This is a genomic window from Nonomuraea sp. CA-141351 (assembly GCF_050944675.1).
In the GTDB taxonomy this organism is placed as follows: domain Bacteria; phylum Actinomycetota; class Actinomycetes; order Streptosporangiales; family Streptosporangiaceae; genus Nonomuraea.
The window spans coordinates 12,563,615-12,590,333 of the sequence record NZ_CP191982.1 but is presented as its reverse complement, the minus strand read 5'-3'; the positions used below and the strand labels follow the sequence as shown (position 1 = coordinate 12,590,333).

Sequence of the window (26,719 nt, the reverse complement as noted above, 5' to 3'; positions counted from 1 at the left end):
GCGACCGAGCCCGGCGATCCTCACGGCGGTTCCTCTTGTCACCACGTCACCCGCAGCGACCGCAGCCCGTAAATGATGTTGAACGGCTGGAACGCCACGTTCTCGTATGGTTCGGCCAGTGCGAGGTCGGGGAAGCGCCGCAACAGTGCCGGGAAGCCGATGCGCATCTCCATCCGCGCCAGCGGCGCACCGAGGCAGTGATGTATACCGTGGCCGAAGGCGACGTGGCCGGCGCCTCCCCGGGTGATGTCGAGTGTGTCGGGTTTGTCGATGAGGGCCTCGTCCCGGTTGGCGGCGGGGACCGAGACGAGCACCATAGATCCCGCGGGGATGGTGTGCCCGGCGAGCCGCACTTCGGCCGTCGTCGTCCGCGGCACGGCATGCACGATCGCGAGCCAGCGCAGCAGTTCCTCGACGGCGGGTTCGACGCGTGCCGGGTCGTCGCGCACCATGGCCAGCTGCTCCGGGTGCCGCAGCAGCGCCAAGGTACCCAGACCGAGCATGTTCGAGGTCGTCGCCGGACCTCCTCTATCGGTGCTCCGGGTTGTCGAAGTCGAAGCGGCAGCCCGCGTCCCATTCCGATCGCTGGTTGCCGTGGGCCGGGATGCCGCCGGCGTCCTTGAGCATGCGTGCCAGGTGCAGCAGGTTCCAGGTCATGAAGGTGGTGTTGCGGTTGGTGAAGTCGTTCTCCGGCCCGCCCGAGCCCGGGTCGAGGTAGGAGGGGCCTGGCCCGGCCTCGCCGATCCAGCCGGCGTCGGCCTGGGGCGGAATGGTGTAGCCCAGGTGCTGAAGGCTGTAGAGCACGTTCATGGCGCAGTGCTTGACGCCGTCCTCGTTGCCGGTGATCAGGCAGCCGCCCACTCGTCCGTAGTAGGCGTACTGGCCGACCTGGTTGAGCAGGCTGGAGCAGGCGTACAGCCGCTCGATGACCTTCTTGGTCACCGAGCTGTTGTCACCGAGCCAGATCGGCCCGGCGATGACCAGGATGTCGGCGGCCAGGACCCGCTGGTAGAGGGCGGGCCACTCGTCGCTCTCCCAGCCGTGCTCGGTCATGTCCGGCCACACGCCGGTGGCGATGTCGTGGTCGATGGCCCGCAGCTGCTCGACGCGTACGCCCTGCATGTCCATGATGTGCGCGCTGAGATCGATCAGCCCCTGGGTGTTGCTGCGCTCGGGACGCCTCTTGAGGGTGCAGTTGATGAACAGCGCCCGCAGATCGTCATACCGGGCAGGTGCTCCGTTGACTGTCAACGTGACGGCTCCGTTCGATGCGGTCCAGGTGCCTCCGTAGGCAAGCTTCGGGCCGCTACCTGCTCTTCGGCCAGCAGGCTCGCCGCGTTTCTCGTCCAAGCGGCGCATGAGGCAACCGCCAGGAAATCATCCGCCCGGCCTGCGGGTACGTCTCTGTCGTTGGCCTTCTTCGGCTGCGTGTCGTGTTCGGCGGCGCGCCGATCGTCTTGTACATGAGGGCAGACAGCCCAGCTGCAAAGGAGGCGGAGGACGCCGTGCCGGATGAGGACAAGAAGCGAGCAGCGCACCGAGCCCTGGTGGATCGCGTCCTGAAAGGGGAGGGCAGGGCATCTGCCGAGCAGCGAGCGCGTGCCTTCAGCAACGACGGCCTCCCCCCGCCGTTGGACGCGCTGATCGGCAAGGTCGCCGGCAGACCGGCGCAGGTCACCGAGGAGGACTTGGCTGCGGCCAAGACGTCGGGCTGCACCGAGGACCAGCTTTTCGAGCTGGTGGTGTGCGCCGCGGTCGGCCAGTCCGCCCGGCTGTATGAAGCCGGACTGGCCGCACTGGCCGAAGCGACCGGGAGGCCGGATCATGCGACTTGACATCCTCAACCACGGTTATGGCCCCGGAACCAAGCTGTTCTTCGCGCTCATCCGGCTGTTGTCCGGGCACCCGGTACCGGACGCCGCCAAGCTGGTCTTCTATCGGCCCGATTTCTACGGCGCCCGTGCCAAGGAGTTCACCCACGAGGCGATGCGCGGGCCGTCCGCCTGGTCGGTAGGCGACCGGGAGTTGATGGCGGCCTACGTGTCCAAGGTGAACGAGTCGGCGTTCTGCGTCGGCGCGCACACCGCGACCGCAAGGCAGGCGTACCAGGACGGGCCACGGGTGGCGGCGGTGCTGGCCGACCTGGAATCGGCCCCCGTCGAGGGGCCGCTGCGGGCAACGCTGCGGATGCTCGGCAAGCTGACCCGGGAGGGAAAGATCGGCGCCGAGGACGTGCGAGAAGTGCTGGCCGCAGGTGTCTCACCTCAGCAGGTCAAGGACGCGCTGGCGGTCTGTGCCGCCTTCAACACGACCAACCGGCTCGCCGACGCCTTCGGGTTCGAACTGCTCAGCCCCGAGGGCTTCGAGGCAGGAGCCAAATACCTGCTCAAGCGGGGTTACCGGTAGCGCGAGCCGCGATCGCGCACGAACTCCTACGCATGTACAGAGCGCGACAGCCGCGTCCGGCGTCATCCGCCGGGGGTGCCGGCTCGTGGTCCGGGAGTCTGCCCGGCCCTCGCCGCACGCCCCCCAGCACCGCGCACCAGGATGAGGGACAGCGCGGCGAGGCCGAAGGCGGCCAGCATGATGACGGCCATGGAGACCGTTCCGTCGCCGAGGAGACCCGACAGGGGTGAGGCGGCCGCGCCGAGGATGAACTGGCTGCCGCCGAGCAGGCCGGAGGCCGCTCCGGGAGCGTCATGGCCGAGTGACTGGACGATGGTCGTGGTGGCGGGCAGCGCCGTGCCGAGGCCGGCGACGGTGACGAACAGGCAGGCCCAGGTGGCGGCGAAGGAACCGCCGGTCGTGACCAGCGACGCGACCAGGGCCGCCGTACCGGCGCCGGCCACGGCCAGCCCCGCGCCGAACAGGGTGTCCACCCGGACGCGGGCGGACAGGCGGCCGAAGAGGACGCTGGAGGCCAGCATGCCGAGGGCGTTGACGGCGAAGACGAGGCTGTACCGCGTGGCCGAGAGGCCGTAGACGTCCTGGAAGACGAATGTCGAGCCGGCGATGTAGGTGAAGAGCGCGGTCCCGGTGAAGGACGAGGCGAGCACGTACCCCACGAGGGCGTGCCGCCCGGCGAGCATCGCGATGGCCTTGACCACGCCGGTGACCCCGCCCGATCGCCTGCGGTCGGCGGGCAGGCTCTCCGGCACCCAGGCGAGGAGCCCCGCGATCAGCAGGACGCCGAAGCCCGCCAGCGCGGTGAAGACAAGGCGCCAGGAGCCGGCGCCGAGGATGGCCCCGCCGAGCAGTGGCGCGGCCACCGGGGCCATGAACACGATCGCGGACAGGGCCGCGAAGCGGCGACCCGCCTCCGGGGTGTCGTGGAAGCGGTCGGTGAGCACGGCCCGGGCGACCACCATGCCCGCCGCCCCGGCGACCCCCTGTAACAGCCGCGCCGCATCGAAGATCTCGATGCTGGGGGAGACGGCGCAGGCCAGCGACAGCACCGTGAACAGCGCGGCGCCGGCCAGCAGGACGCGGCGGCGGCCCACCGCGTCGCTGACCGGGCCCAGGAGGAGCTGGCCCGCGGCGAGCCCGACGAGAAAGACCGTCAGGGACAGCTGGACCGAGGAGGCTGGGGTGCCGAAGGATCTGGCCATGCCGGGGAAGCCGGGCACGTACATGTCGATGGCCAGCGGAGCGACCGCAGTGAGGGCCGCGAGCACGAGGATGAGCCGGCCGGTGTGCTTCTTACCGGTGGCCAGAGCCTGGTTCTGGGACATGGGTGAGCTGCTTTCCGGCTTGGGGCATGGGTGGGGGCCGCCGGTCTCCCCGTTCGCGTGGATCTCCGCCGCCTGCACCTCCGTCGGACGAGACCTCGGCGCCGGGGAGTGGCGCCGCCATGTCGGCACGCCGCCCGAGAACCTGGCCTGCGATCGCTGACTCCGTTCCGGTACACCTGATCATCGGCGGTGAAGATTATGCATGGTCCGTCCGAAGAATGACACCACTAGTCATGGATGATCCATTCGGTTAACATCGGCGCTGATCGCCCGCCGGACACATCTGTCAACGTTCAGGGTCGTGAGGCCCGCCGTACGTATCGCCGGCCTGTGATCGGCAAGCCGACAGCTCTTCCAGCAGGCTCGTTTCCCCAGCAGAGGGTTATTCGTTCCACCCCGCCCCGTGCCGCGGCATGCCGCACCGAAGGAGGACGGATGCGTACACCCGACATCTACCTGCGCAGTATCGGCGTCCATCTGCCGCCGGTGGTCAGCATCGAGACGGCCGTCGCCGAGGGCAGCTATCCGGCCGACGAGAGGGATTACTTCCGCCTGCGCGGTGCGGCGGTGGCCGGCGACGTACCGGCTCCAGAGCTCGCGCTCCGTGCGGCCCGGCACGCGTTCGAGCGCTCCGGCGGAATGTCACCGCGCGACCTGGACCTCATGCTGTACGCCGACGTCTGGCACCAGGGGCCGGAGGGTTGGCAGCCGCAGTACTACCTGCAGCAGCACCTGGTCGGCGGCGACGTCCTGGCGGTCGAGCTGCGGCAAGGATGCTGCGGGCTGTTCAGCGCTCTGCAGCTCACCGCCGGCTACCTGCGGCCCGGCGGCACCGCGCTGCTGGTCGGCGCCGACAACCACGGCAGCCCGCTGGTCGACCGGTGGCGCATGATGGAGGGCTACGTGGTAGGCGACGCCGGGTGCGCGCTGCTGCTCACCACGGACCCGGGCTTCGCGGAGCTGCGGTCGGTCAACGTGACCGTGCTGCCGGAAGCCGAGTCGGTCAACGACGGCGGCGTGCCGATGTGGCCGCCGGACGCGACCGTGGGCCGGCCGCTCGACTTCACCTCCCGCCACCGTGAGTTCCGCAAGCGGCTGCTGGCCCGCGACGGTGCCGGCGTCATGCTGGCGATCCAGTCGACGCTGATGGTGCTGGTCGACCGCACGCTCAAGGAGGCGGGGATCACGCTCGACGAGGTAACGCGCGTGGCGTTCCCTCACGGGCGCCGGGACAACGTGGAGGAGCGGGTGAGCTGGCTCGGGCTGACCTTGGCCGACACCACCTGGGAATATGGCGCCGGCATTGGACACCTCGGGGTCAGTGACCAGTTCGTCGCCCTCGACCACCTGCTGGCCGGCGGGGCGCTGGCTCCCGGCGACTACGTGCTGCTCATCGGGGTGGGTGCCGGCAAGACCTTGGCCTGCGCCGTCCTGCGGATCCTCGACATCCCCGCGGAGTACGCCTCTGACGGACCCGGCTGAGCGGCCGTCCACACAGACGACCGAGTTCGGCCGCCCGGGAGGCGGCGGACATCGGCTTCGGGCCAGGCGTGACCATCTCGGGCGCCGTCGTGAAGATTCTCGAGTCGCCCGCGTGGGCGCTGATATGAGGAGGCGATGTGTGATGGATCGACCGGCCGAGATGATCGCGCTGATTGGGATCGGCTGCCGCCTGCCCGGCGGCGTCGGATCGGTGGAGGAGTACTGGAACCTGCTGTGCGAGGGCCGGGACGCCAGCGGACCGGCGCCCGCCGACCGCTGGCGCGACTACGCCGATCGCGGCCCTTCGTACGCGGCGGCGTTACGCCGTACCATCCCCTACGGCAGCTTCCTCGACGGGGTGGCCGACTTCGACGCGGAGTTCTTCGGGCTCTCGCCGCGCGAGGCGGAGCTGATGGACCCGCAGCAGCGCCTGGTGATGGAGACCGCGTGGGAGGCGCTGGAGCACGCCGGAGTGTCGCCGGACGCGCTGGCCGGCACGGACGCGGGCGTGTACGTGGGCGTCTGCACCGGCGACTACGGGCATCGCCTGCTGGAGGATCTGCCTGACATCGAGGCGTGGACCGGGATCGGCGCCGCCACCTGCGCGGTCGCCAACCGGGTGTCGTACGCGCTCGACCTGCGCGGCCCGAGCCTGGCGGTGGACACGGCATGCTCAGCGTCTTTGGTCGCCGTCCACCTGGCCGTGCAGGCCCTGCGCGCCGGCGAGACCGACGTGGCGCTGGCCGGCGGGGTCAACCTCATCCTGTCCCCCGGCGAGACGCTGACCCTGGACGCCGCGGGCACACTGGCCCCCGACGGGCGGAGCAAGTCGTTCGACGCCGCCGCCGACGGCTACGGGCGGGGCGAGGGCGCGGCCGTCGTGGTGCTCAAGCGGCTCGCCGACGCCGTACGGGACGGGGACCGGATCCTGGCGACCATCCTCGGCAGCGCGGTGAACCAGGACGGCCGCACCGCGGGCATCATGGCGCCGTGCGGCCAGGCCCAGGAGCACGTCATGCGCCGCGCGCTGCGGCAGGCGGGCGTCGAGCCGGGCACGGTCGGGTACGTCGAGGCGCACGGCACTGGTACCGCGGTCGGCGACCCTCTCGAAGCCGGCGCGCTGGCCGCCGTGTACGGGTCGGGCAGGCCGGCGGAGCAGCCGTGCCTGATCGGTTCGGTCAAGTCCAACATCGGACACCTCGAGGGCGCCGCCGGCATCGCCGGCCTGGTCAAGGCCGTCCTGGCGCTCGACCGCGGCGAGCTCCCGCCGAGCCGGCTCGGCAAGCCCAGCCCGGCCGTCGACTGGACGGGCGCCGGGCTGCGGGTGGTCGACGAGCCGACGCCGTGGCCCGACTCCGCGCATCCGCGCCGTGCCGCGGTCTCCGCCTTCGGTTACGGCGGCACCGTCGCCCACGTCGTCCTCGAACAGGCGCCGCCCGCCGGACCACCCGCCGAGGGGACCGCGGGCCGGCTGTATCCGGTGTCCGCCGCGTCGCCGGCGGCGTTGCGGCAGGCCGCAGGCAACCTCGCCGGCGTCGCCGGCCGCCTGCCCTCGGCCGACGTCGGGCACACGCTCGCGCTGCGCCGCGCCCACCTGCCGCACCGGGCGGTGGTGGCGGCGCAGAGCCCGGCCGCGCTGGCCGACCGGTTGCGCGCCCTGTCCACCGGCGCCTCGCACGACGCGGTGACCACCGGGCGGGTGCTCTCCGATCCCGGTCCCGGCCCGGTGTTCGTGTTCTCCGGGCACGGCTCGCAGTGGGCGGGCATGGGCCGGGAGCTGCTGGCGACCGAGCCGGTGTTCGCCGCGGTGATTGACGACCTGGAGCCGGTGTTCGCCGCCGAGATCGGCTTCTCGCCACGGGAGGTGCTCGCCGAGGACGAGCTGACCGAGGTGGACCGGATCCAGACCATGATCTTCGCGATGCAGCTCGGCCTCGTCGAGCTGTGGCGCGCGCATGGGGTGCGCCCGCACGCGGTCATCGGCCATTCGGTCGGCGAGATCGCCGCCGCCGTGACGGCCGGGGCGCTGAGCCGCCTGGACGGCGCCCGGCTGATCTGCCGGCGATCCCGCCTGCTCCGCCGGGTCGCGGGCCGGGGCGCGATGGCCATGGTGCACCTGCCGTTCGCCGAGACGGCGCGGCTGCTGGGGGACCGCACCGACGTGGTCGCCGCGATCGCGGCGTCACCCGGTTCGACGGTCGTCTCCGGAGAACCGGACGCCGTGGCCGACGTGCTGGCCGGCTGGATCAAGGAGGGCATCCCGGGCCGCCGGGTCGCCTCCGACGTGGCCTTCCACGGGCCGCAGATGGATCCGCTCCTGGCCGACCTGACCGCCGCCGCGGCCGACCTCACGGCCGGCGTCCCCGGCATCCGCGTCTACTCGACGGCGCTGGACGATCCGCGCGCGAACCCTGGCTTCGACGGTGCGTACTGGGCGGCCAACCTGCGCCGGCCGGTGCGCCTGGCCGACGCGGTCAAGGCGGCCGCGGCCGACGGATACCGCGCGTTCGTCGAGATCTCCCCGCACCCGGTGGTCACCCACTCGGTGCTGGAGACGCTCGGCACGGCCGGTCACGAGGAGGTCTTCGTCGGTACGTCGTTGCGGCGGAACCGCCCCAGCCTGCTGGCCGGCGTGGCCGCGGCGCACTGCGCCGGCCTCGACGTGGACTGGCGAAGGCTGCAGCCGACCGGCGGGCCGGTCGTGCTCCCCTCATACCCGTGGCAGCGCCGCAGGCACTGGCGTGCGCCGTCGGTCCCGGACGCCGCCGGTCGCGGCCACGATCCCGGCACGCACACGCTGCTCGGCGACGGCATCGATCTCGCCGGCACCGACGTACGGCTCTGGCGGACCAGCGTGGACGACCAGACCCGGCCCTATCCCGGCAGCCATGCCATCGAAGGCGTGGAGATCGTACCGGCCGCGGTTCTCGCGGCGACCTTCTTCGCCGCGGCCGGGGGTCAGGTGCTCGGCGAGGTGAGGATGTCCGCGCCGCTGCTGACCGCCGACCGCCGCGAGGTCCAGGTCGTGCGGCAGGAAACCGGGCTGCGGCTGGCCGCCCGTATCGCCGGCGAACCGGACGCCACCTGGCAGGTGATCGCCACTGCCACGGTGCCCGCCGAACCGGGAGGGGCGCCGGCTCCGCCGGCGCAGCCGCTCGTCCAGGCGGAGCCGGGCCTGGTCACGCAGCGGCTGGCCGCCGTCGGCGTGCCCGGCACCGGGTTCGACTGGACGGTCGAGGAACTGCTGCGCGGCCACGGCGCGCTGCGCGCCCGGGTCCGGTGCGGGCCGGCCGCCACGTGGGCACCCGTTCTGGACGCGGCGATGTCGGTGGCGCCGAGCGCGTTCCCCGGTGACCCGCTGCTTCGCATGGTGACGAACGTCGATCGGCTGATCACCGTCGGAGAGCCACCGGACACGGTCGACATCGAGGTCTGGCTCGACCCCGAACGCGCCGACACGGTGCAGGTACGGGTGACCGACCGCGCCGGCGCCGTCGTCGGCTGGCTGTCGGGGCTGCGGTACCCGGTGATCGACGTGCCGGCCGCCGCGGAGAACGGTGCCGAAGGCGTGCGGCCCGCCGAATCCATCGCCGATCTGGGGCCGGAGGAACTGCGTGCGTTCCTGCTCGAGGAGGTCGGTGCGCAGATCGCCCAGGAGATGCGGCTGGCCCCCGCCGACCTGTCGCCGTACCGGCCGCTGATCGAGCAGGGGCTGGACTCGGTGCTGACGGTGGTCGTCCTGCGGCGGCTGGAGAAACGGTTCCGATGCTCGCTGCCGACGACCTTGCTGTGGCGGCAACCGACCGTCGCCGCGGTCTCCGACTACATCGCCGGGCTGGTGTCCGCCTCGGGCGGTGACGGGCACGCCCACGCGCCGGTGGGTGGGCGTTCCTTGATGTAGGGCTCGAGCGTCTCGCCCGGCTCGTCCACCTGCCAGAACATCTAGAGCAGGTGCCGGTGCGGGCGGTCTGTCTCTTGGGGTTGATCGGTGTGCTGGTGAGTAGCGGCCCAGGAGGCGAGCAGGCGGAGCGCGTCTTCGGACGGGAGCCTGGTTCGGCGGCATAGATCGTTATGGACAGGTCCGGCTCGGCGCTCCCTTGTCGCGCGGGTCCTTGCCGGCCGCTGTGCGCAGGTTGGCCACGCACATGTCGGCGGCCACGTCCCAGTCGGGGTAGAAGCGGCGGGCTGCGCTGTCGAGGAAGGTGAAGCGGGCGAAGTTCGGTGGGCTGGCCGGGTCGGCGTAGACGTCGTAGTACATGGCCCGGCCCAGGTGGTTGGCGGCCAGCAGGTCCGAGCGGTTGTTGCCGATGATGGCCGGGGCGGTGGTGATGGTGTCGAGCATCCATTGCAGGTTGGGCCGCGCGGCCGGCTGAGACTCCGGCCAGGTGTCCGCGTTCGAGCTTGGCGTAGTACTCCACGCTCATCCCGGCCAGGGCGGCGACCTGCATCTGCGGCTCGGACCTGTGGCCGTACCGGGGCGCGCTTCCCGCAGGGGGCCGAAGTTGGCTCGGCCGAACATCTGCCTCTTCAAGAATTTGATCTTGTTCACGGTTCCTCCGACGGCGCCGCTACCGTGGGCCGGCGTCAGTCCGGCCTGGACCACGGACAGCCCGGGGTCGACCTGCTTGGCGTGCTTGTGGCCTGCTCCGGAGCGACGCATCCGGCCCTCGGCCGGCGGACGGCACCCCCTCGTTTCGGGTGGTCTTACATCGAGGTGGCGCCGGAGGCGAGGGCGATGACGCCGACCACGGTCATCAGCAGCGCCGAGCCGGGGTGCATGGCGATCGAGATGCGGATGTCCTGCTTCTTCCAGGCGAGCCAGACGCCCGGGTAGAGGAAGACCAGCTTCGACAGGACCGTCCAAGGGGCCCAGAAGTGGTACACCGAGAAGAAGAAGGTGTTGAAGAACGGGGCCCACTTGCCGAGCTGCGGGAGGCGGGGCAGCAGGAAGCCGCGGAAGTAGTACTCCTCGAGCAGGGGCAGGGTGAAGCCGGTGAACGGCGCGCAGATGAGCAGCGTGGTGAGCACGAGCTCGTGCGAGTAGCCCTGGAGGTAGGTGGTGCCGTCGGGGCCGGCGCCCTGGTAGTTCACCCAGGTGAAGAACCAGTCGTAGACGATGTTGTCCAGCGGCGTCAGCGAGAGCGAGACCACGGTCATCCACACGAGGCACGCGGCCCCGAGCCAGAAGACCTTGCCGCGCGAGACCGGCTTGTCGCGATAGTGGACTACGCCCTTCATCGTGAAGCGGCCGGTCTTCTTCTTGCCCAGCCACAGCAGGAACAGCTGGAGCGGGAAGAGCACAACCGCGAGGGCGATGGCCCAGGCCAGGAAGATCGGGAAGTGTATCGCCCGGACCAGGGGGGCGGCGATGAACGCGTACACGGCGACGATGACCGCGCCGGGCACCAGGTGCAGTGCGATGGAGAACGGGACGGAGTGACGGTCGGCGAGGAGTTTCGCGACGAAGCCCTTCGGCTGGGCGCCTTGGCTGTCGGGTGAGGGTCGCATTGTTGTATCCATGCCGAGAATCGTGGCCCCGCGCCCCTACACGGACCTGACATCGCTCTGACACGGCTTCGAGTCGCCGTGAAAGGCGCAGGTCACGGAGCCACGGCTCCCTCAGATGTAGCGGAGGACGCATCCGGCGTGTGGCAAGCAGACCTTCGTCGAGCAGGTGCCAGGGCTCACGGTGCGCTACGGCCGGTACAGCACTGCCCTGCTGCAGAGTCCGCGCGTTCCCGGCCGGTGCGTCAGCGGTCGTGTACGGAACGAGTTGGTGACGTTCCAAAAATCAGACTTCGGGCCAATGGCAGGAAAAGGTGGTTGATCTTGCCTCATCCTTGGGTCTTGCACAGCGGCTCCGCCCCAGGAGCCGCGTCGAGAGTCAAAGGGAGTTCCATGGTCAACCGATATCGGGCGTTACTGGCGGCGGTGGCGGCCTCGGTCACACTGGGGACCGTCGCCGTCGCCCCCTCGCAGGCGTCCGCGGTCGCTCCGGTCAGCGTGACGTTCGCCGCCGCGGAGGACGTGTTCGTCAGCCAGGCCGAGCCCGCCAAGAGTTTCGCCACCGCGACGTGGCTGAGCGTCTGCGGCTCCGGCTGCGGCGGCGTCGCCGCGGGGCAGCGCATGGCCCTGACCCGGTTCAAGGTCACCGGGATTCCGGAGGACGCCGAGGATGTCAAGGTCACCCTGGACGTCGTCTCGGCCAGGACGACGGACACCACCATCTCCGCCCGCGAGGTGACCGGCTCGTGGACCGAGGCCGCCACCACCTGGAACACCCGCCCGGCGGCCGGTGACAGCGCCGTCGCCTCGCACACCGGGTTCACCGCCGGCGCGACGGCCAAGCTGGACGTCTCCTCCGCGATCGAGGGAGACGGCACCTACGCCTTCGCCCTCACCGGCACGTCCGACACTACGACCGTCCTGATGTCCTCGCGCGAGACCGGCGACCGCGGGCCGAAGCTCACGGTCACGTACACGCCGGGCTCGGGGGAGGAGCAGACCGACGGGCCGCTGCCGTTCACCCTGGCTAGCACGGCGGCGCTGCGGGCCTCGGGCAAGAAGGTGTTCGCGCACTACTTCACCCCGTACCCGATCTCGTTGGACAACGCCGCTCCGGAAAACGATTACTACGCCCGCAACTACCTCAAGCCGGAGGGGGAGAGCGGCAAGCACGCCGCGTACGGCGGACTGCTACGCGACCGGCCCGCCGGCCGCGCCCCGATCACCGGCGACTACGCGCTAGCCGACCTGAAGACCGAGGTCAAGCAGGCCATCGCCGCCGGCATCGACGGCTTCACCGTGGACATCCTGTCGGTGACCAGCGCGAACTGGACGCGCGTGCAGAACCTCGTCAAGGCCGCCGAGGCCGTCGATCCCGGCTTCAAGATCGTGCTCATGCCGGACACGAACGGGCTCGCCTCGGTGGACAGCGCCACCCTGGCCGCGGCCATCGCCGAGCTCGCCGCGTCGAAGTCGGTCTACCGGCTCGCCGACAACCGCCTGGTCGTCGCCCCCTTCAAGGCGGAGGGCCACACCGCCGCCTGGTGGGCCGACTGGATGAAGACCATGGAGACGGCGCACGGGATCAAGGTCGCCCTGGTGCCCTGCTTCATCGACTTCGGCAAGAACCGCGACGCCTTCGCCTCGATCAGCTACGGCTTCTCCAACTGGGGCAGCCGCAGCCCCGCGGGCAACGCGAACCTGACCGCCAACATCACCACCGCGCACGGCATGGGCAAGATCTGGATGCAGCCGGTGTCGGTCCAGGACGAGCGCCCCAACCAGGGCATCTTCGACGAGGCCGGCAACACCGAGAACCTGCGCGCATCGTGGAAGGGCGCGATCGACGGTGGGGCCGACTGGGTCCAGCTCACCACCTGGAACGACTACTCCGAGAACACCCAGTTCGCCCCGTCCAGGAACGCCGGGTGGACCTACCTGGACATCAACGCCTACTACCTGACCTGCCACAAGCTCGGCTGCCCGAAGATCACCAACGACGTCGCCTACCTCACCCACCGCGTCCAGCCGGTCGCGGCGACGCCGTCGTTCGAGCAGACCAAGCTGATGAACCTGCGCAGCGGCAGCACGGCGGCCCGTGACACGGTCGAGGTGCTCAGCATGCTCACCGCGGCCAGTAAGGTGTCGGTCACCATCGGCGGCACCACACAGACCTACGATGCGCCCGCCGGGGTGTCCGCCAAGACCTTCCCGCTGAAGGCCGGCACTGCCGCGGCCACCGTGACCCGGGGCTCCGCCACGGTGGCGACGGTCACCTCGCCGTACACCATCACCGCCACGCCGTACGTGCAGGACCTGCACTACCGCGCGGCCTCCAGCGAGCGCTGACCTGGGCAGGCCTCGGGCACGACGGTCAGCCGCGCGGCCATACGGCGGTGCGGACCGCCGGGCAGGACCGGGCGCTCCGACTGACCTTCGCGCCCTTCCCCTTCGGTCTGAAAGCCAGTGGACGCCGGCTTGCCGCCCTGCTGCAACAACCGATCCCCGCCGGCGAATCCAGTCCGGCCCAGCACAGGGCCTAAGATCCGCGCAACTCACATACCTTCGCTGACCGCGACCGTGGCGTGGATACGGACGGCGAGGACGATGACGGCTCAGCGCAGGCGCTGGTGCCGGTGGCGTCATCGCCGGCTCATCGCCCGGCGGCGCCCGGGCGGCTGGGGCAAAAGAGGCCCAGGTCAGGGAGACCCTGGCCTGGGCAACTGGCGACCCTGCCCGACGTCGGCACGCCGACCCGCTAGTGCGCCCGTTGCGGCGTTTGGCGGTGCGACCTCGTAGGCTCGTGACCCGACGGGTATCGCAGCGCTGAGCAAGATCCTGCCTTCAGACTATGGCGTCGGCTCGTTCGGTGCCGCCGACGGGCAGGGCAGCGGGGGCGTCATCCTCATGCCGTTGCCCAAAGAGAGCATCTCCCTGGATGATCAGACCTTCGAGGAGGAGACGCAGAACGCCCGTGACACCTGGGAGATGCTGGGGGCAGGGGAAGGCCTCGACATCGACCCGGACCACATCGCACATCCGCGTGGTCTGACGTCCTTTGCCACGCGCCTGGCCGAGCGTTCGGCCGGGTGACCGACTGCTCAACCCGTGGTCCAAGCAGCCCCGACGGTTGCCCATGTCGCCGAGGCCGCCCTCCTGCCGCCGGCCTTGCCTTACGCGGCTACGTGCGACAGCGCGATGCCGGGGTGCACCAGGGCAGACCCGTTCGCCGTCGGCGACGATGTACGGGGCAGGTCCCTTGATCGCGCCAGGTCTGTCGCGGCGCACTTGTCCCCCGTGAGAGCTACCGGCGAATGTCCACCATGTGGTGACGATCCCGGGGCGGTCGATTCCATAGCGTTACGTCATGGCCGCAGCGCTTCGGCCGCTTCCCCACCGCATCGCCGCGTTACTCGGCTCGGCGTCATTTCTCTGACTGGAGGACATCATGCTTCGCAAGTTCAAGGCATCCGCCGCGGCCGTCCTGTGCTGCACCGTGGTCGGTGTGGGAATCGCCGGCGCCGGGAGCGCCTCGGCGGCGGACTGGGACCCTTTCGCCTCCACTAAGGCGGAGGAGTGGGACCCCTTCGCCTCCACGCCGCGGAAGGCTGATCCGTTCTCTGGCACCAAGAAGATCGAGATTGGCGGCCGGTCGGTGAACGTGTCCTGCTCGGGCGACCCGGCGAAAGGCAAGCCGGTCATCATCTTGATGCACGGCGGGGGTGACGCTCTCGGCAAGATGGCTGCCCTGCAGAAGACGCTGAGCGCGAAGAACCGGGTGTGTTCCTACGACCGGCTGGGTGCGGGCGGCAGCGACCAGCCGGATGGGCCACAGGACTTCGCGAGCACCGGCAAGGTCCTGACCGGGGTGCTCGACCGCATCGCCGGTGACAACCCGGTCGTGCTGGCCGGGCACTCGCTGGGCGGGCTGATCGCCGCCAGGTACGCCCCCGAGCACCGGGACAGGGTCAAGGGCCTGGTCCTGATGGACGCCACACCGCCGACCATGGTCGCCGACATTTCCAGGACGATTCCCGCCTCGGCCACGGGACCGGCGGCCGAGGTGCGCGCCCAGAACCTCGCGATCTTCCAGGGGCAGAACCCGGAGAAGCTCGTCATCACCGACGGCAAGGTCCGTTCCGCCGGCAACATCCCGGTCGAGGTGATCCGGCACGGCAAGCAGTACCTCGCGGCCATCCCCACCTACGGGCCGCGCCTGGAGCAGGCGTGGACCGCGGGCCAGCGCAAGTGGCTCGGCCTGTCCAGCCGCAGCAAGCTGCGCACCGCCAAGAACAGCGGGCACTACATCTACCTCGACCAGCCCGAGATCGCCGTCAAGGCTATTCAGCACGTCACCTCGCAGGCCGCGCGCTAAGCGACTGGCGGAGTAACCGGCCGAACTGGTGGCATGGCCGGACGAACGCCTGCTCAACCTTCATCCACGCAGCCCCGACGCCTCACCATGGCGCCGGGGCCGTCCTCCTGCCGCAAGCGACGAAGGTGTAGGGACCACGGCGGCGTGCAGTCGTCACCGCGCTGGTCGCCGTGCCGGGCACGGCGCAGGCGGCCGGCACGGCGGGCCAGAGCACGAGCCGCACTCCGGAGAGCCGAATGTGAGTAGGGGTTACTCATGTTCCGGCGGTGGGCTGCGAGACAGGATGCGATCACGGGGGTCGGGGAGTGCCCGCCCGCGATCCGTTCTCTGATCTCTCCTGGAGGAAGAACATGATCACAGGTTCCGGCAGGCTCGCGGCGATGACCGCATCGGGGTGCCTGGCGATGTCGGTGTTCGGGGTCACGGGGGCCTCCGCCGAGACCGCGTTCGCCCCTGACACCTGCGCCACCGGGTACGTCTGGCGCGGCGCGCGGCCCAGCGACCACGCCTGCGTGGACCCGTCCGTACGCGACCGAACGCGGTCGGAGAACGCCTCCGGCGTCTGGCACGCGTGCACGACCGGGTTCGTCTGGCGGGAGGCGTACGCCGGTGACTACCGGTGCGTCGTCCCGAGCTCCCGCACCCAGGCGCGGCGCGACAACGACAGTGCGGCCCGCAGGCTCGCCTGGGTCATCATGGTGAAGCGCAACCACGCCGGCAGCGGGCCCTCATGCGACGGTGAAAGCTGCTCCACCACCAACGAGGGGCCGTACCAGACCGTGGCCGTCCGCGGCTACTACCTGACGCCGGGCACCCAGGTCACCGTCCAGGTCAAGCGCGCCGCCGATGGCCGGGTGCTGTGGCAGGGCCGTACCACGGCGCAGTCGGGCGGCAACGGACCGGCGGGCAGCTACTCGGTCGACACGGGGCGGGTCCTGTGCGGTGGCAGTTCGTTCGCGCCGCCGCTCACCGCGTACGTGGTGGTGCGCGGTGACAGCGGGCAGTGGTCGCCGCGTGTGCCGATCGCCTGGCGGTCCTGCGGACTGGTGTGATCAGGGGCGCAGGCCGTCGAGCGTCAGTGTGAGCTGCGCTTCGCCTCTCGCCTTCGCGCCACGCGGTCTGCGGCACTGATCTTGGTTGGGTCGGCGGGGTTCCAACGGGCCATCCGAGCCGACGCTCTGCCGAAGCAGTGGCTGGACGTCGGCTCGGGGGCACCGCCGAGGTGATCGGCGACGCCCCCTATCCTCCCGCCTGTCAGGCGATCCGGTTGTTACCCGAACGCGAACGCCCGGACCGTGGTCTGCTCAACGGAGTTCCCGGAGACGTCGACCCCGGTGATCTTCAAGGACGCGTGGTTTTCACCGCGGGGCTGCAGGACGTGCGCCCTCCACCGGTCCGCGATGTGCACCACCGGCACCTTCGCCCAGGTGGCGCCGTCATCGAACGACACCTGCGCGGTCACCGTCGTGATCTCCTCACCGGTGGCGTAGCAGGGATCGAGGGTGATGTCGACGGCGGGATTGCGGTCACGGACCCGGCCGGTGAGGTCGGTGTGCGCGTCGGCCCGGACGGTGTACAGCGGCGCGTATGCGGCGGTGGCCGCCTGCGCCGAGTGGAACGTCCACACTGTGTTGACGCTGGTCAAGCTCTCCACCGACCATGATGAGGGTGATCCCGGCCAGGTACTGCCGCCTAAGGGTGATCGCACCCACACCTCCACGGCTAGAACTTGCGCAGTAAAGACCGGATCTATTGGCAGCGTCGTGCGGCCCAATGCTGAGCCTGCAGCTACGGCGGAGCTTGCGTACTTGGGGAGCCCAGGGAAATGGTGCGGGATTCAGATCGACCGGCCCGGCAATACTACAATCCGCAACGGATAATCACATCAGGTAATCAAGGTGGGTTCATGCGCAAGATGATCATTCTGGCTGCGGTCATCGCTGCTGCTGCCGCTGTGTCGATGGTGGGTCTGGCGCTCCTCCGCGACGGCTCGCGTCCGTCCAATGTCCGCTCTTGACGCCGTACTGCATGCTGGCCAAGGTGTTCGCCCTGCGTCGAGGCTGGGCAAGGTGTGGCCGATGGATGCCGGGTGCGCTGATCCTTCGCCAACTCGCCAACGGCTTGCGCGTCTCGGCCCAGTTGCTCTACGCGCAGGTCGGTCCCATCGCGGGCCGCAGGCGTTGCAGTGTGCCATCCGCCATCCGGGCCGATGCCACCATCACCAGGCGGCAGCGGCAAGTGTTGATCGATGTCTACGAGGCTTTCCGCAGACAGAGTCCAGGCGGCACCCCGGCCGGTGGAACCACGCTCCACAGCGAAGGCCCGCACGGGCTGGGAGACGGATAGCAGTTCCTACTCGTGCATTCCTGGTGGGCAAGGCTCGTTCTGGGGCGCCCGCAGGGTGGGGACGGGCCTTGTCTGTGGGGTGGAGCTGCGCTGATGGACGCCAGCGTGGAGTCGCGTTCCAGAGCGATGGTCAGGTCTCCCAACGACAGCAGGCGGTCCCCGTCGAGCGCGAAGTAGACCACCGACTGCCGCACCCCGCCGTCGGGCCGATGCGCCCATTGGGTCGGGAAAGTCCTCGTCCCCGGTCCCCGACGGCGCAGACACTCGACCATCTTGAAGTCGAGCTTGTTCATCCGCAGGCGCATCCGCTCGGTGAGCGTCGCACCGAGCAGCGATTCGTTACACCGGATCTCGGCCGGGGTGGGCTATTCCGAACCATCCCGACAAGATGCGGTGACGCACCGGCATCGAAGTCATGTCCCTTCGATCGCGTGGGAGAAGCGCGTTCAGCACGGGTTTTGGAGCACGTGGTGACTCGTGTGGGAAGTCGGCGGCAAGCTGTCCCATCCATTAATCTTCCCATAACGGAACATATGGGACTTTTAGGACATCCATGGACTGGCAGCACCAATGGCTCACGTCATTCACCTCAACCGCGGCGGACTCCGGCGTCATCGTCCTCGGCGGTGCCATTGCGATCCTGCTGCTGACGCGCTACACGCGCTGGGGGCGGCAATTCCGGCGGCTGGCGTTCCCGTATTTCCGGCCTGGCCGCACATGGGCCAGCTGGCGGCTGCTCGTGACTCTGCTGCTACTGCTGTGGCTGACGGTGCTCGGGGTGCGTCTCGAGGTGCTCCTGTCGTACGCGACCAACGGCCTGTTCACGTCGTTGCAGGCGATGAACGCGAACATGTTCTGGTTCCATGTCCTCTTGATCGCAGTCCTGGCGACGATCTACGTCTCCAGCAGCCAGGTCGCCTATCTCATCACTCAGCGGCTGATCATCCACTGGCGCACCTGGCTCAACGACCACGCGATCGGCGACTGGCTGGACGGACGCGCCTATCATCTGGGAAGGTTCGTCAAAGCTCCGATCGACAACCCCGATCAGCGCATCGAGCAGGACATCACGCAGTTCACCGAGCAGTCCTACGGTCTCTCGCTCGACGCGATCGCCGCCGCTCTGCGACTGGTGTCGTTCACCGCCGTCCTCTGGTCGCTGTCGGGGGCAATGACGATCTTCGGGTACCAGGTGCCCAGGGCGATGGTCTTCCTCGCCTACGCCTACGTGATCACGGCGTCGGTCGTGGCCTTCAAGGTCGGCCGCCCGCTCATCCGGCTCAACTTTCTGCAGGAAAAGCTGTCCGCCTCGTACCGCTACGCCCTCATGCGGCTGATGGACAATTCTGAGAACGTCGCGTTCTACGGCGGTGAGGGGGTGGAACGGACGACGCTGGCCGCCAGGTTCTCCTCCGTCATCGCCAACACGTGGGCGTATGTCAAGGGGTCGCTGAAACTCCAGGTGTTCAACAGTGCGGTGTCACAAGCCTCGGTGGTGTTTCCCTTCATCATTCAGGCGCCGCGTTTCTTCAACAGAACGATCTCACTCGGCGACGTCACCCAGACCGCCGACGCCTTCGGCCAGGTGCATGACGCGCTGTCCTTCTTCAGGAACTCCTACGGAGACTTCGCCGCCTACCGGGCGACGTTGGACCGGCTGACGGCGCTGATGGACGCCAACACGGAGTCGCGCGCCCTGTCGAGCCCGGACGTCATCCACCGGGCCGACACGCTGGAGATCGAAGACTTGCGGGTGTGGCGTCCCAACAGCCAACCGCTGATCGAAGGCCTGACATTGAGCCTGGGTCCGGGGCAGGCGCTACTGGTCAGGGGGCCCTCGGGAAGCGGCAAGACCACGTTGCTCCGCAGCCTGGCGAGCCTGTGGCCGCACGCCCACGGCATTGTCCGCCGCCCTATGGGAAGCCACACGCTGTTCCTGTCACAGCAGCCGTACCTGCCCCTGGGAAGCCTGCGCACCGCGCTGGCCTACCCTGAAGCCGGCCACCGGATCAGTGAAGAGCGGGCACGCGAGGTGTTGCGCTGGGTCCAGCTCGGCCACCTGGAGGACCGCCTCGACGACGAGGCCCACTGGGCGCGCACGCTGTCGCCAGGCGAGCAGCAACGGCTCGGGTTCGCCAGGGTCCTGCTGACCCGGCCCAGCCTGGCCTTCCTCGACGAAGCGACGTCCGCTGTCGACGAGGGGCTCGAGCACGCGCTGTACCGGCTGATCCGCGAGCGCCTACCGCGGTGCATGCTCGTCAGCGTCGGCCATCGCAGCACACTGCACGCCTTCCACACCCACCACCTGCACCTGCTCGGCGCCGGGCGCTGGGGCATGGACGCGGCATCCGGATAGGCCCCCTGCGGGGTACGAACAGGCCGCCTTGTGCCGATGGATGGGCCTGACGCTCACCTACCAGGCGGAGATCCCCGCACTTACGACGGTCATGCGAGGTGAGACGATCCCCGTTGGGATGTGACAGTGAGGCCCCAGTCGTCGGTGAGCCAAGCCAGGTTTGCTTCGTGACGCTTGCGGGCCAGGCGCTCTTGTTCGAAGAGGGCTTCTGTCTTGGCCAGCACCAGGGTGTACGGGCGGCCCTGCCTTCTGGTCTCGTGGCGGACGGGCAGCTCCGCGTCATCTATCCGGGCGTGGACGTGCCGGCGCTTGTCCTTGGCGAGCGGCCAGTCGAAATCACGTCGTTCCGGATGCTGGAGGAACGTGCCGAGCACCTTGCACAGCTCGCACGCACATCCGCCGGGCAGCTCGATCGACCAGTCGCCAGGCGCACGTTGCGGCCGGGCGAGCGATGCCTGAATCCGTTCGGCGCAGCTGGTGGCCAGCTCGCCGAAACCTGCCCGTTGCGGCCCCGCGGCTCGCAACGTGGCCAACACCAGCGCGAGCGCCCGCTCGCCGTCCGTCCGCGCGAGCTTGTGGGCGTCCTCCAGGACGCCCGTCGATCCCAGTTGGGCCGCGGCCGCGATAATCCCACAGCATGGCGCCCCGAGGGCGGTCAGCCATGCTTCCCGCTGGGAGGTGAGCGGCCCGTCGAGCGCTGGACCGACCTGACCGGCGAACATCGTCCACGACAGATCGACGATGCGGAGGGCGGCCTTGATGGACGCGCTTCCCTCGACCGAGAGCGAGGTGCACAGCCGTGGAAGATCCTCTAGCCATTCCAGCGGCGCCTGGGCGAGGCCGTAGGAGCCGGGTCGCCAGCCCTCGGACCAGTCGTGCAGCAGACCGTCGATCCAGGCATCGCCGTAGTGCGCCGCCAGGCCGCCGAATGTCGGGCCGTGTCCGGGGACCAGCCGCTCCAACGCGAACGGCCGCAGCAGCATGGCGGCGATCCGCGCGTCATCCAGCTCTCTGGCTGCTTCCAACGCCTTGCGGAGAAGTTCGGACTGGTCGGCGTAACGGCCGGCGGCGTGCCAGAAGGGCTCCAGCGACCGCGCCGCCTCACGGGCCTGCGCGCTCTCCCCGGCGCGGGCCATCGCAACGAGTGCGTCCAGCGCCCATCCCGGAGACGCCTCAGCTCGGCTGGCGAAGCCCTGGCCCCGTGGCCAGATGACCAGCGCCGCTCGCCGGTACCAGCGGTCCAGGGTGTTGCCGTAGTTGCCCATGTAACCCTCGTACTCCGAGGAGTAGGGCGCCATATCAGCCGTCGGGGTCGTCGAGGCCACCTCGGCGTCGCTGAGGTCCAGGGAGATGTCCTCGAGCCGCCCTGTTTCCGGGCCGATCCAGTGAGAGAGTGTGGTGGAGGTCTCGATCAGATCCTGAAGGACGTATTGCCTGTCGTCCGCGCTGGGCGAGTCCTCGTAGTCGTCGGGGGCCTCGTCCGCATAGTCGCCGTACCACGCATCCTCGTCGGGATCGTAGGCGTCCCAGGTCTCCTGGATCTCCGCGAGGGCCAGGGTGATCTCGCAACCTGCCCGCTCCGCCGCAGCCCGCAGCAGGGCGCCCCGCGCCGCGTCGGAGCCCTTCAACCGGGACCAGCTCAGCCCGCGGGCGGTGTACTCATGGTCGAGGAGGTACGCCAGCCGCGTCGGCGGTTCGCCCCTGCGAGGGCTGTACGGGAGGACGACCGGGGTGGTGAAGTGTGTGTGAAGGCAGGCCGCGAGATCACTGACCAGCGGATGCTCGGTCGCCACAGCCTGGCTGTCGCCCGTCAGGAGCAGGTTGTAGGTGAGGGTGACGCGGTTGCCCCTCTTCACGGGAAGAACCTGGTGCCGGCAGTCGGCGTAGAAGGCCACCAGCGAGACCACGGTTTTCAGCCCCCGGTATTTCTTGGTCTGGCCCTGATGCTCGACGACGAGCTCGCCGCCGGTGTGCGCGGATGGCAACGTCACCACCAAGGTCGCGACCATGGCGTCGTCCTTCTCGGAATCCTGGTGGGCGACGAAGAACTGCCCGGTCTCGTACAGGAGCATGGAGTGCAGCTCCGGCGTGAGCTCGCAGTGCGGCGGCAGCCCCAGTTCCGCGCGCATCCCGTCGAGGACGGCCGCGAACGCCTCCGTCCACTCGACGCGCACGAGCTCCTTGGGAATCTCCCAAGTGTCGCGTACCTCCAGGTCGGTCAGGGTATGCTCGCCGCGCCCGAACCGCGCCCGGCGGCCGAGCTCGTGCAGTTGGGATGCCTGCTCGTCGGAGATGGGGAACCGCAGCGGACCGACCCCATCGACCGCCACCGACAGATCGGTCCTGGGAAGCTTCCGATAGACGCTGGACGCGGCCGGCTCCGCCGACACATCGAGCAACTCGGCCAGTCGTTCACGGGCCATGCCGGGCACGGAATCCCCCTTTTCTGTCGCGGGACCAAACTACTGCGTGGGGAGAGCGCTCCGGTGGGGGCTTTCAGGAACGCCGTCCGCGGATGCCGCAGACCATGACCGGGAACTCTGCGCGGTGTCTATGTCGGCCGGCGGTGACTCCACGCCCTCGATGCCACGCGCTACCTCCAACTGATCACGGGAGAAGGCGGCGGGCGAGTCGTTCGGCGTTGAGTGCGCGGATGGCATCGTCGACGGCTTGCCGGTCGGTGAGGTCGACGCCGCGATCGGTGAGGGCGGTGGCGATCTGTTTGGCGGGGCCCCATGAGATGTCGTCATCGAACGCTTGGCGGAACTCGCGAAGGTGGTCGTCGACGGCGTCGACGACCGGGGCGATCCATCGGGGATCGCTGCCGCGCTGCTCCAGGGCGTAGGTCAACCACTGGCGCAGGGCGTTGGGGAGCGCTGTGCGCTGGGCAGCATCGAGGATGGCTTTGCGGGGTAGCCAGTCGGTGAGCAGCAGCATGACCTCGGCCGGACTCCAGGCCAGCGGGCCGGAGACGATGTAGCCCTCGCCGTAGTCCAGGAACAGCTCGGCCAGTGACCTGCTCACCTCGTCGTCCAGATTGTTGGCGGTGATGAACTGCTGGATCAGGCGATGGCGTTCGGCCTCGGGCAGACTGTCTCGTTCAGGCCAGTCGGGTAGGTGGTCGCGGCAGCGGGACCAGGCCAGCGCCCGGTTGTCGACGAAGTTCTCATCGTCGTTGCGCGGCCAGGTGATATCGGTGGTGCGCAGCACATCGGCCAGGTCAGCGAGTACGTCGGCCACAGGAGCCTGGCTGATCGGCATGGGAACCTCGCCGACCTCGCGTAGCTGGTCCCACTGGGCCGCGGTGCCAGGCTCCAAGATTGCGATCTTGCCGATCATCAGCCCGCCGGGCTTGCGGACCTGGGCCATCAGCGTGTGGGGGTGGGGGCCGTCGTAGTCGATGAGCAGCACCTGTTCGCTGTCCCACACGTCCACCGCTCGCCATGCCGCCACCGCGGTCCATGCCGTGTCCGCGGACATGGCGGTGTGCCAGGGCGGCAGCGGCTGGGTCTCGGCCAGGATGTCGATCGTCTCGGCCAGCATGGTGATGTCGGTGGCGGGCGCGACCCGCGCCAGTGCGGCGATCGCGGCCAAGCCGTGCGGTGCGGGCGTGTGGATGCCCTGCCGGTCACCTCCATGCACAACCGATGCTCGGCCTCGCGTTCGCCCAGCTCCGCGGTCAACCATGCCTGACCGAGCCAACCGCTGGCCCAGGTCTCGGCCATCAGCGGATCGTCCAGGCCGGTGAGCTGCCGGGCGTCACGCAGCAGCAGGTCTGATCGGCGCGGCGGGAGGGGTGAACGACGGACCGGTCTGCTGCTGGTGGCCTTGCGGCGGCCGCGGCTCTTGGGCATGCTTCAGTCCACCACAGTGGCGACCAGGTCGCATTTTGATCAGCACCTCGAGTGGATATCCGGGTCAGGCAGCCTGATGTCCCGATTCGCGCTGCGCCGCCTGCTGCTCAAGAGGGGCATCGCGGCACGGGATGTCGACGAGGCGCGGCTGGTCAGCCCGCAGTGGCGAGCCAGGACGGTCCGGCGGCGCAGCTTCGGCACCTATCACGCGTCGGCACCTGCGCGATGGGCGACCCCGCCGACCCGGCCTCGGTCGTCGCGCCGGACTGCGCGGTCCTGGGCGTGTCCGGCCTCAGCATGGTCGACGCCTCCGTGATGCGCCGCATCCCCCGGGGCAACACCAACCTGCCTACCTTCATGGTCGCCGAGCGCGCCGCCGACCTAGTCGCCGCGAACCTGACCTGACCTGATCGTCTGGCCCGATCAGGTGGCGGCGGCCCAGGCCTGCTCGTCGGTGTCCCGGACGATCAGGTTCAGCCGGACGCCGAAACGCATGGCACGGCCGTGCTTGGCCGCGCGGGTGAGGTGCACCCCGGCGGCCTCCAGCCCGATGCGCCCGCTGACGATGTCGAGGATCACCCGGTCGGCACCAGCGAGGCCGCCGTGATGAACGGGTCGAGCCCGCTGATGGGCTGGGTGGCAAGCAGGGTGCCGTAGAAGCCGTTCACCTCGATCGACTTCGCCCACGCCTGGAGGTACTCGAAGTCGACCTTGCGCTTCCACTGCGTATCCCACGGGTAGCGGCCGTCATTCGCGACCAGGTACCAGAGGCTCTCCATCCGGCGCTCGGGGAGCGGCGGCGGGACGTCGGACACGGTCATTGATTCACCCCGATGTTCATGGTTCGTTCCTGCTCGAGTCAGACGATCAGCTTGGAGCCGCCGAGCGGGGCGTCTTCTCGCCGTCAGCCGTCGATGCCGTCCGGGCCTGTGCGGGCTGGTGGCGCATGCCGGAGAACGGGTTGCGCCAGATGCGGGCTTGGGGCGTGCGCCAACGGCGGCGCGTGGCCAGCAGCCCCAGGCCGAAGGCCGGTACGGCGGCGCACGGCGCGGTGACGCCGTTGAGCATGCCTAACGTGTCGAGCAGGATCGCCGAGCCTGCGCCGGTGACGGCGGGCAGCACGTACAGATCCTGCTCCCAGCGCAGCGAAGGTGGCACCTCCATAGCCAGAACGCCGCTCAGGATGCCGCCGCCGACGGCGCTGGCGACGCCGAGCGCGATGGCGCTCGGCCAGCTGAAGTGGTGTCCGAGCGCCTTGACCGCGCCGGTGACGCCGAACAGCGCCAGAGCGGCCGTGTCGCACACGTCGATGACCGCGAGCACCCCGCTGTGGCGGTGCACCCGCGAGCTGAAAAAGGCGACCAGCGCGGCGGCTACGGGCATCAGGTAGTAGCCGCAGTCGGTGAAAGCGACGGGAACGACCCCGATGACCAGATCGCGGAACAGGCCGCCCCCCAGACCGGCCCCTTCGGCCAGGAGGAGCACCCCGAAGACACCGAAGTTCTTGCGTACGGCGACGAACGCCCCTGACATCGCGAAGGCGAAGATTCCCGTCAGGTCCATCCAGTACCCGGCGACCTGGGTCAGCGCGTCCATTGCCACGTGCTTGATTCCTTCGTGGGTCTCCGCTGCACGGCTGCGCTGGAGGCCGGGATTCGGGTGGACGGCTCGGCGGAGCCGCGCAGCATGCAGGTAACCTTCATGTCCACTTCCGGGCTGGATTCTGTGGTGGGGGCGGCCCGGCCGGCCCGGGCAGGCCGGCGGCCATCACGCGGCGCCCACTCTGCACCCGCGGACTATCCAGTTCCCAGCTCAAAAACTGACCACGCCCAGAGGCGCTGGCGCACGTGGTCACCCGAAGACGACGATGCCGTTGGCACCCTGGTCCGCCGGTACCGCGAAAGGCCCACCTGGTCAGAGAGTTGACTGCGGCGGCCGAGGACCATCCCGGTCAGCGGTGGCCGGCCCAGATCCGCTGGGCGCTGGCCGAGCTGAACAAGCAGGCCGTCAAGGCCCGCGAGGCAGGGCTGGCCGAGATCCCTCCCGAACGGGTGCGCGTCTACTCGAGTCCTTCCACCACGGGATCGCGATCGGGTTGTCGCTGCATCCCCGAGCGCCGGGGCGGAAACAGTCCCTGGCCCGCAACCTGCTCGAACGTCTGCGGGACCGGGCGAATGACGTGCTGCGCTTCGCCGACTTCCCCGGCAGGGTGCCGTTCACGAACAACACCGGCGAGCGCGCGCTGCGCCCGGTCAAAGACCCAGGTGAAGATCTCCGGCTGCCATCAATCCGAAGACGGCGTCGCGCACTGGCTGACCATCCGCTCTTACCTCGACAGCGCCCGCAAGCACGGGCAGGGCGCCTTCGAGGCGATCCACCGCGCCTTCACCGGCAACCTGTGGATGCCACCCGTCGCACTCGACTCCTGATCAGCACGTATCACCCAGCGTCACAGAACCTTCTGATTGTTTACTCCTGCGGGCGGGCGGCATCACCCCGGACGGTTTCATTCGGTTGCCAGGCCGACCCGGGTGCGCAACCGGTGGAAGATCTCGCCGAGCTGAGCCACCTCATCCGTGGTGAGCGCGTCGAAGACCAGGTGTCGTACGGCGCGCACATGGCCGGGCGCGGCCTGCTCGATGGCCGCCTGTCCGGTCTCGGTGACGCGGACGAAGGCGCCACGGCCGTCCTCGGGGCACCCCTGCCGGGATACCAGGTCTCGTTTCTCCATGCGCACGACGTGGTGGGAGACCCGGCTGCGTTCCCACTGCAACGACGCCGCCAGGTCGGATATCCGCATGCGTCCTTCGGCGGATTCGGTCAGCACGGCGAGCACTTGGTAGTCCGGGTTGGAGAGCCCGGTGTCGGCCTGCATCTCGCGGTTGAGCGTTGCCAGAAGCTCCGCGTTGAGACCCATCCATTGCCGCCACATGCGCTGCTCGTCGTCGTTCAGCCACGGGATGTCATTCGTCACAGCCACCCAGGCAGTCTAGCAGTTAGGTGATTCATCATGTATGGTCCATGTCATGTAAGTGATGCGTCACCAAAATCGTGGCGCTCATGGATTTCA

25 protein-coding genes are annotated in these 26,719 nt (G+C 69.4%); 13 read left to right on the top strand and 12 right to left on the bottom strand.

All coding sequences use genetic code 11. The features are described from left to right. Positions 1-38: 38 nt before the first annotated feature. Both ACQPWU_RS59230 and ACQPWU_RS59225 read right to left on the bottom strand, forming a co-directional pair. A complete protein-coding gene (locus tag ACQPWU_RS59230; RefSeq protein WP_433435833.1) occupies positions 39-503 on the bottom strand; it encodes a cytochrome P450 in 465 nt (154 codons plus the stop codon). Positions 504-528: 25 nt separating this feature from the next. Next, a complete protein-coding gene (locus ACQPWU_RS59225) occupies positions 529-1,251 on the bottom strand; it encodes a flavodoxin family protein (protein WP_433435832.1) in 723 nt (240 codons plus the stop codon). 212 nt (positions 1,252-1,463) lie between these two features. On the opposite strand from ACQPWU_RS59225, the gene ACQPWU_RS59220 reads away from it, so the two are divergent. Next, positions 1,464-1,835 (top strand): hypothetical protein, encoded by a 372-nt coding sequence (locus tag ACQPWU_RS59220; protein WP_433435831.1) that lies wholly within the window; start codon positions 1,464-1,466, stop codon positions 1,833-1,835. Next, positions 1,825-2,406, top strand: coding sequence for a carboxymuconolactone decarboxylase family protein (locus tag ACQPWU_RS59215; RefSeq protein WP_433435830.1), 582 nt, complete (start codon positions 1,825-1,827; stop codon positions 2,404-2,406). Before ACQPWU_RS59220 ends, ACQPWU_RS59215 begins: the two co-directional genes overlap by 11 nt. A gap of 62 nt (positions 2,407-2,468) precedes the next feature. Here ACQPWU_RS59215 and ACQPWU_RS59210 read toward each other — a convergent pair whose 3' ends face one another. Continuing rightward, entirely contained in the window at positions 2,469-3,731 is a 1,263-nt protein-coding gene (locus ACQPWU_RS59210; RefSeq protein ID WP_433435829.1) for a multidrug effflux MFS transporter, read from the bottom strand. On the opposite strand from ACQPWU_RS59210, the gene ACQPWU_RS59205 reads away from it, so the two are divergent. From ACQPWU_RS59205 to ACQPWU_RS59195, 3 genes are all read left to right on the top strand, one after another. Further along, on the top strand, positions 3,730-3,891 hold the full coding sequence (locus ACQPWU_RS59205; protein WP_433435828.1) for a hypothetical protein: 162 nt from the start codon (positions 3,730-3,732) through the stop codon (positions 3,889-3,891). The genes ACQPWU_RS59210 and ACQPWU_RS59205 overlap by 2 nt on opposite strands. A gap of 275 nt (positions 3,892-4,166) precedes the next feature. Then, a complete protein-coding gene (locus ACQPWU_RS59200) occupies positions 4,167-5,213 on the top strand; it encodes a ketoacyl-ACP synthase III family protein (RefSeq protein ID WP_433435827.1) in 1,047 nt (348 codons plus the stop codon). Positions 5,214-5,355: 142 nt separating this feature from the next. Continuing rightward, positions 5,356-9,114, top strand: coding sequence for a type I polyketide synthase (locus ACQPWU_RS59195; protein WP_433445574.1), 3,759 nt, complete (start codon positions 5,356-5,358; stop codon positions 9,112-9,114). 168 nt (positions 9,115-9,282) lie between these two features. On the opposite strand, the gene ACQPWU_RS59190 is transcribed toward ACQPWU_RS59195, so the two are convergent. Beyond that, positions 9,283-9,555 carry a hypothetical protein gene (locus tag ACQPWU_RS59190; RefSeq protein WP_433435826.1) on the bottom strand — a complete coding sequence of 91 codons (273 nt, stop codon included), beginning with the start codon at positions 9,553-9,555 and terminating at the stop codon, positions 9,283-9,285. A gap of 362 nt (positions 9,556-9,917) precedes the next feature. Then, positions 9,918-10,721 carry a CPBP family glutamic-type intramembrane protease gene (locus ACQPWU_RS59185; RefSeq protein ID WP_433435825.1) on the bottom strand — a complete coding sequence of 268 codons (804 nt, stop codon included), beginning with the start codon at positions 10,719-10,721 and terminating at the stop codon, positions 9,918-9,920. Between the two features lie 390 nt (positions 10,722-11,111). On the opposite strand from ACQPWU_RS59185, the gene ACQPWU_RS59180 reads away from it, so the two are divergent. The 4 genes from ACQPWU_RS59180 (at position 11,112) to ACQPWU_RS59165 (ending at position 16,145) form a co-directional block, all read left to right on the top strand. After that, a complete protein-coding gene (locus ACQPWU_RS59180) occupies positions 11,112-13,067 on the top strand; it encodes an endo-1,3-alpha-glucanase family glycosylhydrolase (RefSeq protein WP_433435824.1) in 1,956 nt (651 codons plus the stop codon). 564 nt (positions 13,068-13,631) lie between these two features. Beyond that, positions 13,632-13,811, top strand: coding sequence for a hypothetical protein (locus ACQPWU_RS59175; protein WP_433435823.1), 180 nt, complete (start codon positions 13,632-13,634; stop codon positions 13,809-13,811). A gap of 355 nt (positions 13,812-14,166) precedes the next feature. After that, the gene (locus tag ACQPWU_RS59170; protein WP_433435822.1) at positions 14,167-15,093 is read left to right on the top strand and encodes an alpha/beta fold hydrolase; all 927 of its coding nucleotides are present in this window, start codon (positions 14,167-14,169) and stop codon (positions 15,091-15,093) included. A 350-nt stretch (positions 15,094-15,443) separates the two neighbouring features. Further along, positions 15,444-16,145 (top strand): hypothetical protein, encoded by a 702-nt coding sequence (locus ACQPWU_RS59165; RefSeq protein WP_433435821.1) that lies wholly within the window; start codon positions 15,444-15,446, stop codon positions 16,143-16,145. A 218-nt stretch (positions 16,146-16,363) separates the two neighbouring features. On the opposite strand, the gene ACQPWU_RS59160 is transcribed toward ACQPWU_RS59165, so the two are convergent. Then, positions 16,364-16,738 (bottom strand): hypothetical protein, encoded by a 375-nt coding sequence (locus ACQPWU_RS59160; RefSeq protein ID WP_433435820.1) that lies wholly within the window; start codon positions 16,736-16,738, stop codon positions 16,364-16,366. Between the two features lie 383 nt (positions 16,739-17,121). Between ACQPWU_RS59160 and ACQPWU_RS59155 the strand changes: the two genes are divergently transcribed. Both ACQPWU_RS59155 and ACQPWU_RS59150 read left to right on the top strand, forming a co-directional pair. Further along, positions 17,122-17,439 carry a hypothetical protein gene (locus ACQPWU_RS59155; RefSeq protein WP_433435819.1) on the top strand — a complete coding sequence of 106 codons (318 nt, stop codon included), beginning with the start codon at positions 17,122-17,124 and terminating at the stop codon, positions 17,437-17,439. A gap of 553 nt (positions 17,440-17,992) precedes the next feature. Further along, positions 17,993-19,795, top strand: coding sequence for an ABC transporter ATP-binding protein/permease (locus tag ACQPWU_RS59150; protein ID WP_433435818.1), 1,803 nt, complete (start codon positions 17,993-17,995; stop codon positions 19,793-19,795). Positions 19,796-19,884: 89 nt separating this feature from the next. Here ACQPWU_RS59150 and ACQPWU_RS59145 read toward each other — a convergent pair whose 3' ends face one another. Together ACQPWU_RS59145 and ACQPWU_RS59140 are read right to left on the bottom strand one after the other, a co-directional pair. Next, positions 19,885-22,218, bottom strand: a complete 2,334-nt coding sequence (locus ACQPWU_RS59145; RefSeq protein ID WP_433435817.1) for a 2OG-Fe(II) oxygenase — start codon at positions 22,216-22,218, stop codon at positions 19,885-19,887. A 184-nt stretch (positions 22,219-22,402) separates the two neighbouring features. Further along, positions 22,403-23,437, bottom strand: a complete 1,035-nt coding sequence (locus tag ACQPWU_RS59140; RefSeq protein ID WP_433435816.1) for a hypothetical protein — start codon at positions 23,435-23,437, stop codon at positions 22,403-22,405. A 374-nt stretch (positions 23,438-23,811) separates the two neighbouring features. On the opposite strand from ACQPWU_RS59140, the gene ACQPWU_RS59135 reads away from it, so the two are divergent. Next, positions 23,812-24,054 (top strand): GMC oxidoreductase, encoded by a 243-nt coding sequence (locus ACQPWU_RS59135; RefSeq protein WP_433435815.1) that lies wholly within the window; start codon positions 23,812-23,814, stop codon positions 24,052-24,054. Positions 24,055-24,072: 18 nt separating this feature from the next. On the opposite strand, the gene ACQPWU_RS59130 is transcribed toward ACQPWU_RS59135, so the two are convergent. From ACQPWU_RS59130 to ACQPWU_RS59120, 3 genes are read right to left on the bottom strand one after another with little or no spacing between them, the layout of a single operon-like run. After that, complete coding sequence (locus ACQPWU_RS59130) at positions 24,073-24,228, bottom strand: hypothetical protein (RefSeq protein ID WP_433435814.1); 156 nt, start codon at positions 24,226-24,228, stop codon at positions 24,073-24,075. Beyond that, entirely contained in the window at positions 24,225-24,470 is a 246-nt protein-coding gene (locus ACQPWU_RS59125; protein ID WP_433435813.1) for a hypothetical protein, read from the bottom strand. Before ACQPWU_RS59125 ends, ACQPWU_RS59130 begins: the two co-directional genes overlap by 4 nt. Positions 24,471-24,516: 46 nt before the next feature. After that, positions 24,517-25,245 carry a trimeric intracellular cation channel family protein gene (locus tag ACQPWU_RS59120; RefSeq protein ID WP_433445572.1) on the bottom strand — a complete coding sequence of 243 codons (729 nt, stop codon included), beginning with the start codon at positions 25,243-25,245 and terminating at the stop codon, positions 24,517-24,519. A gap of 668 nt (positions 25,246-25,913) precedes the next feature. Between ACQPWU_RS59120 and ACQPWU_RS59115 the strand changes: the two genes are divergently transcribed. Next, positions 25,914-26,078 (top strand): hypothetical protein, encoded by a 165-nt coding sequence (locus tag ACQPWU_RS59115; protein WP_433435812.1) that lies wholly within the window; start codon positions 25,914-25,916, stop codon positions 26,076-26,078. 77 nt (positions 26,079-26,155) lie between these two features. Here the strand turns inward: ACQPWU_RS59115 and ACQPWU_RS59110 are convergent, their stop codons facing one another. Further along, on the bottom strand, positions 26,156-26,629 hold the full coding sequence (locus ACQPWU_RS59110; protein ID WP_433435811.1) for a MarR family winged helix-turn-helix transcriptional regulator: 474 nt from the start codon (positions 26,627-26,629) through the stop codon (positions 26,156-26,158). Positions 26,630-26,719: the final 90 nt, after the last annotated feature.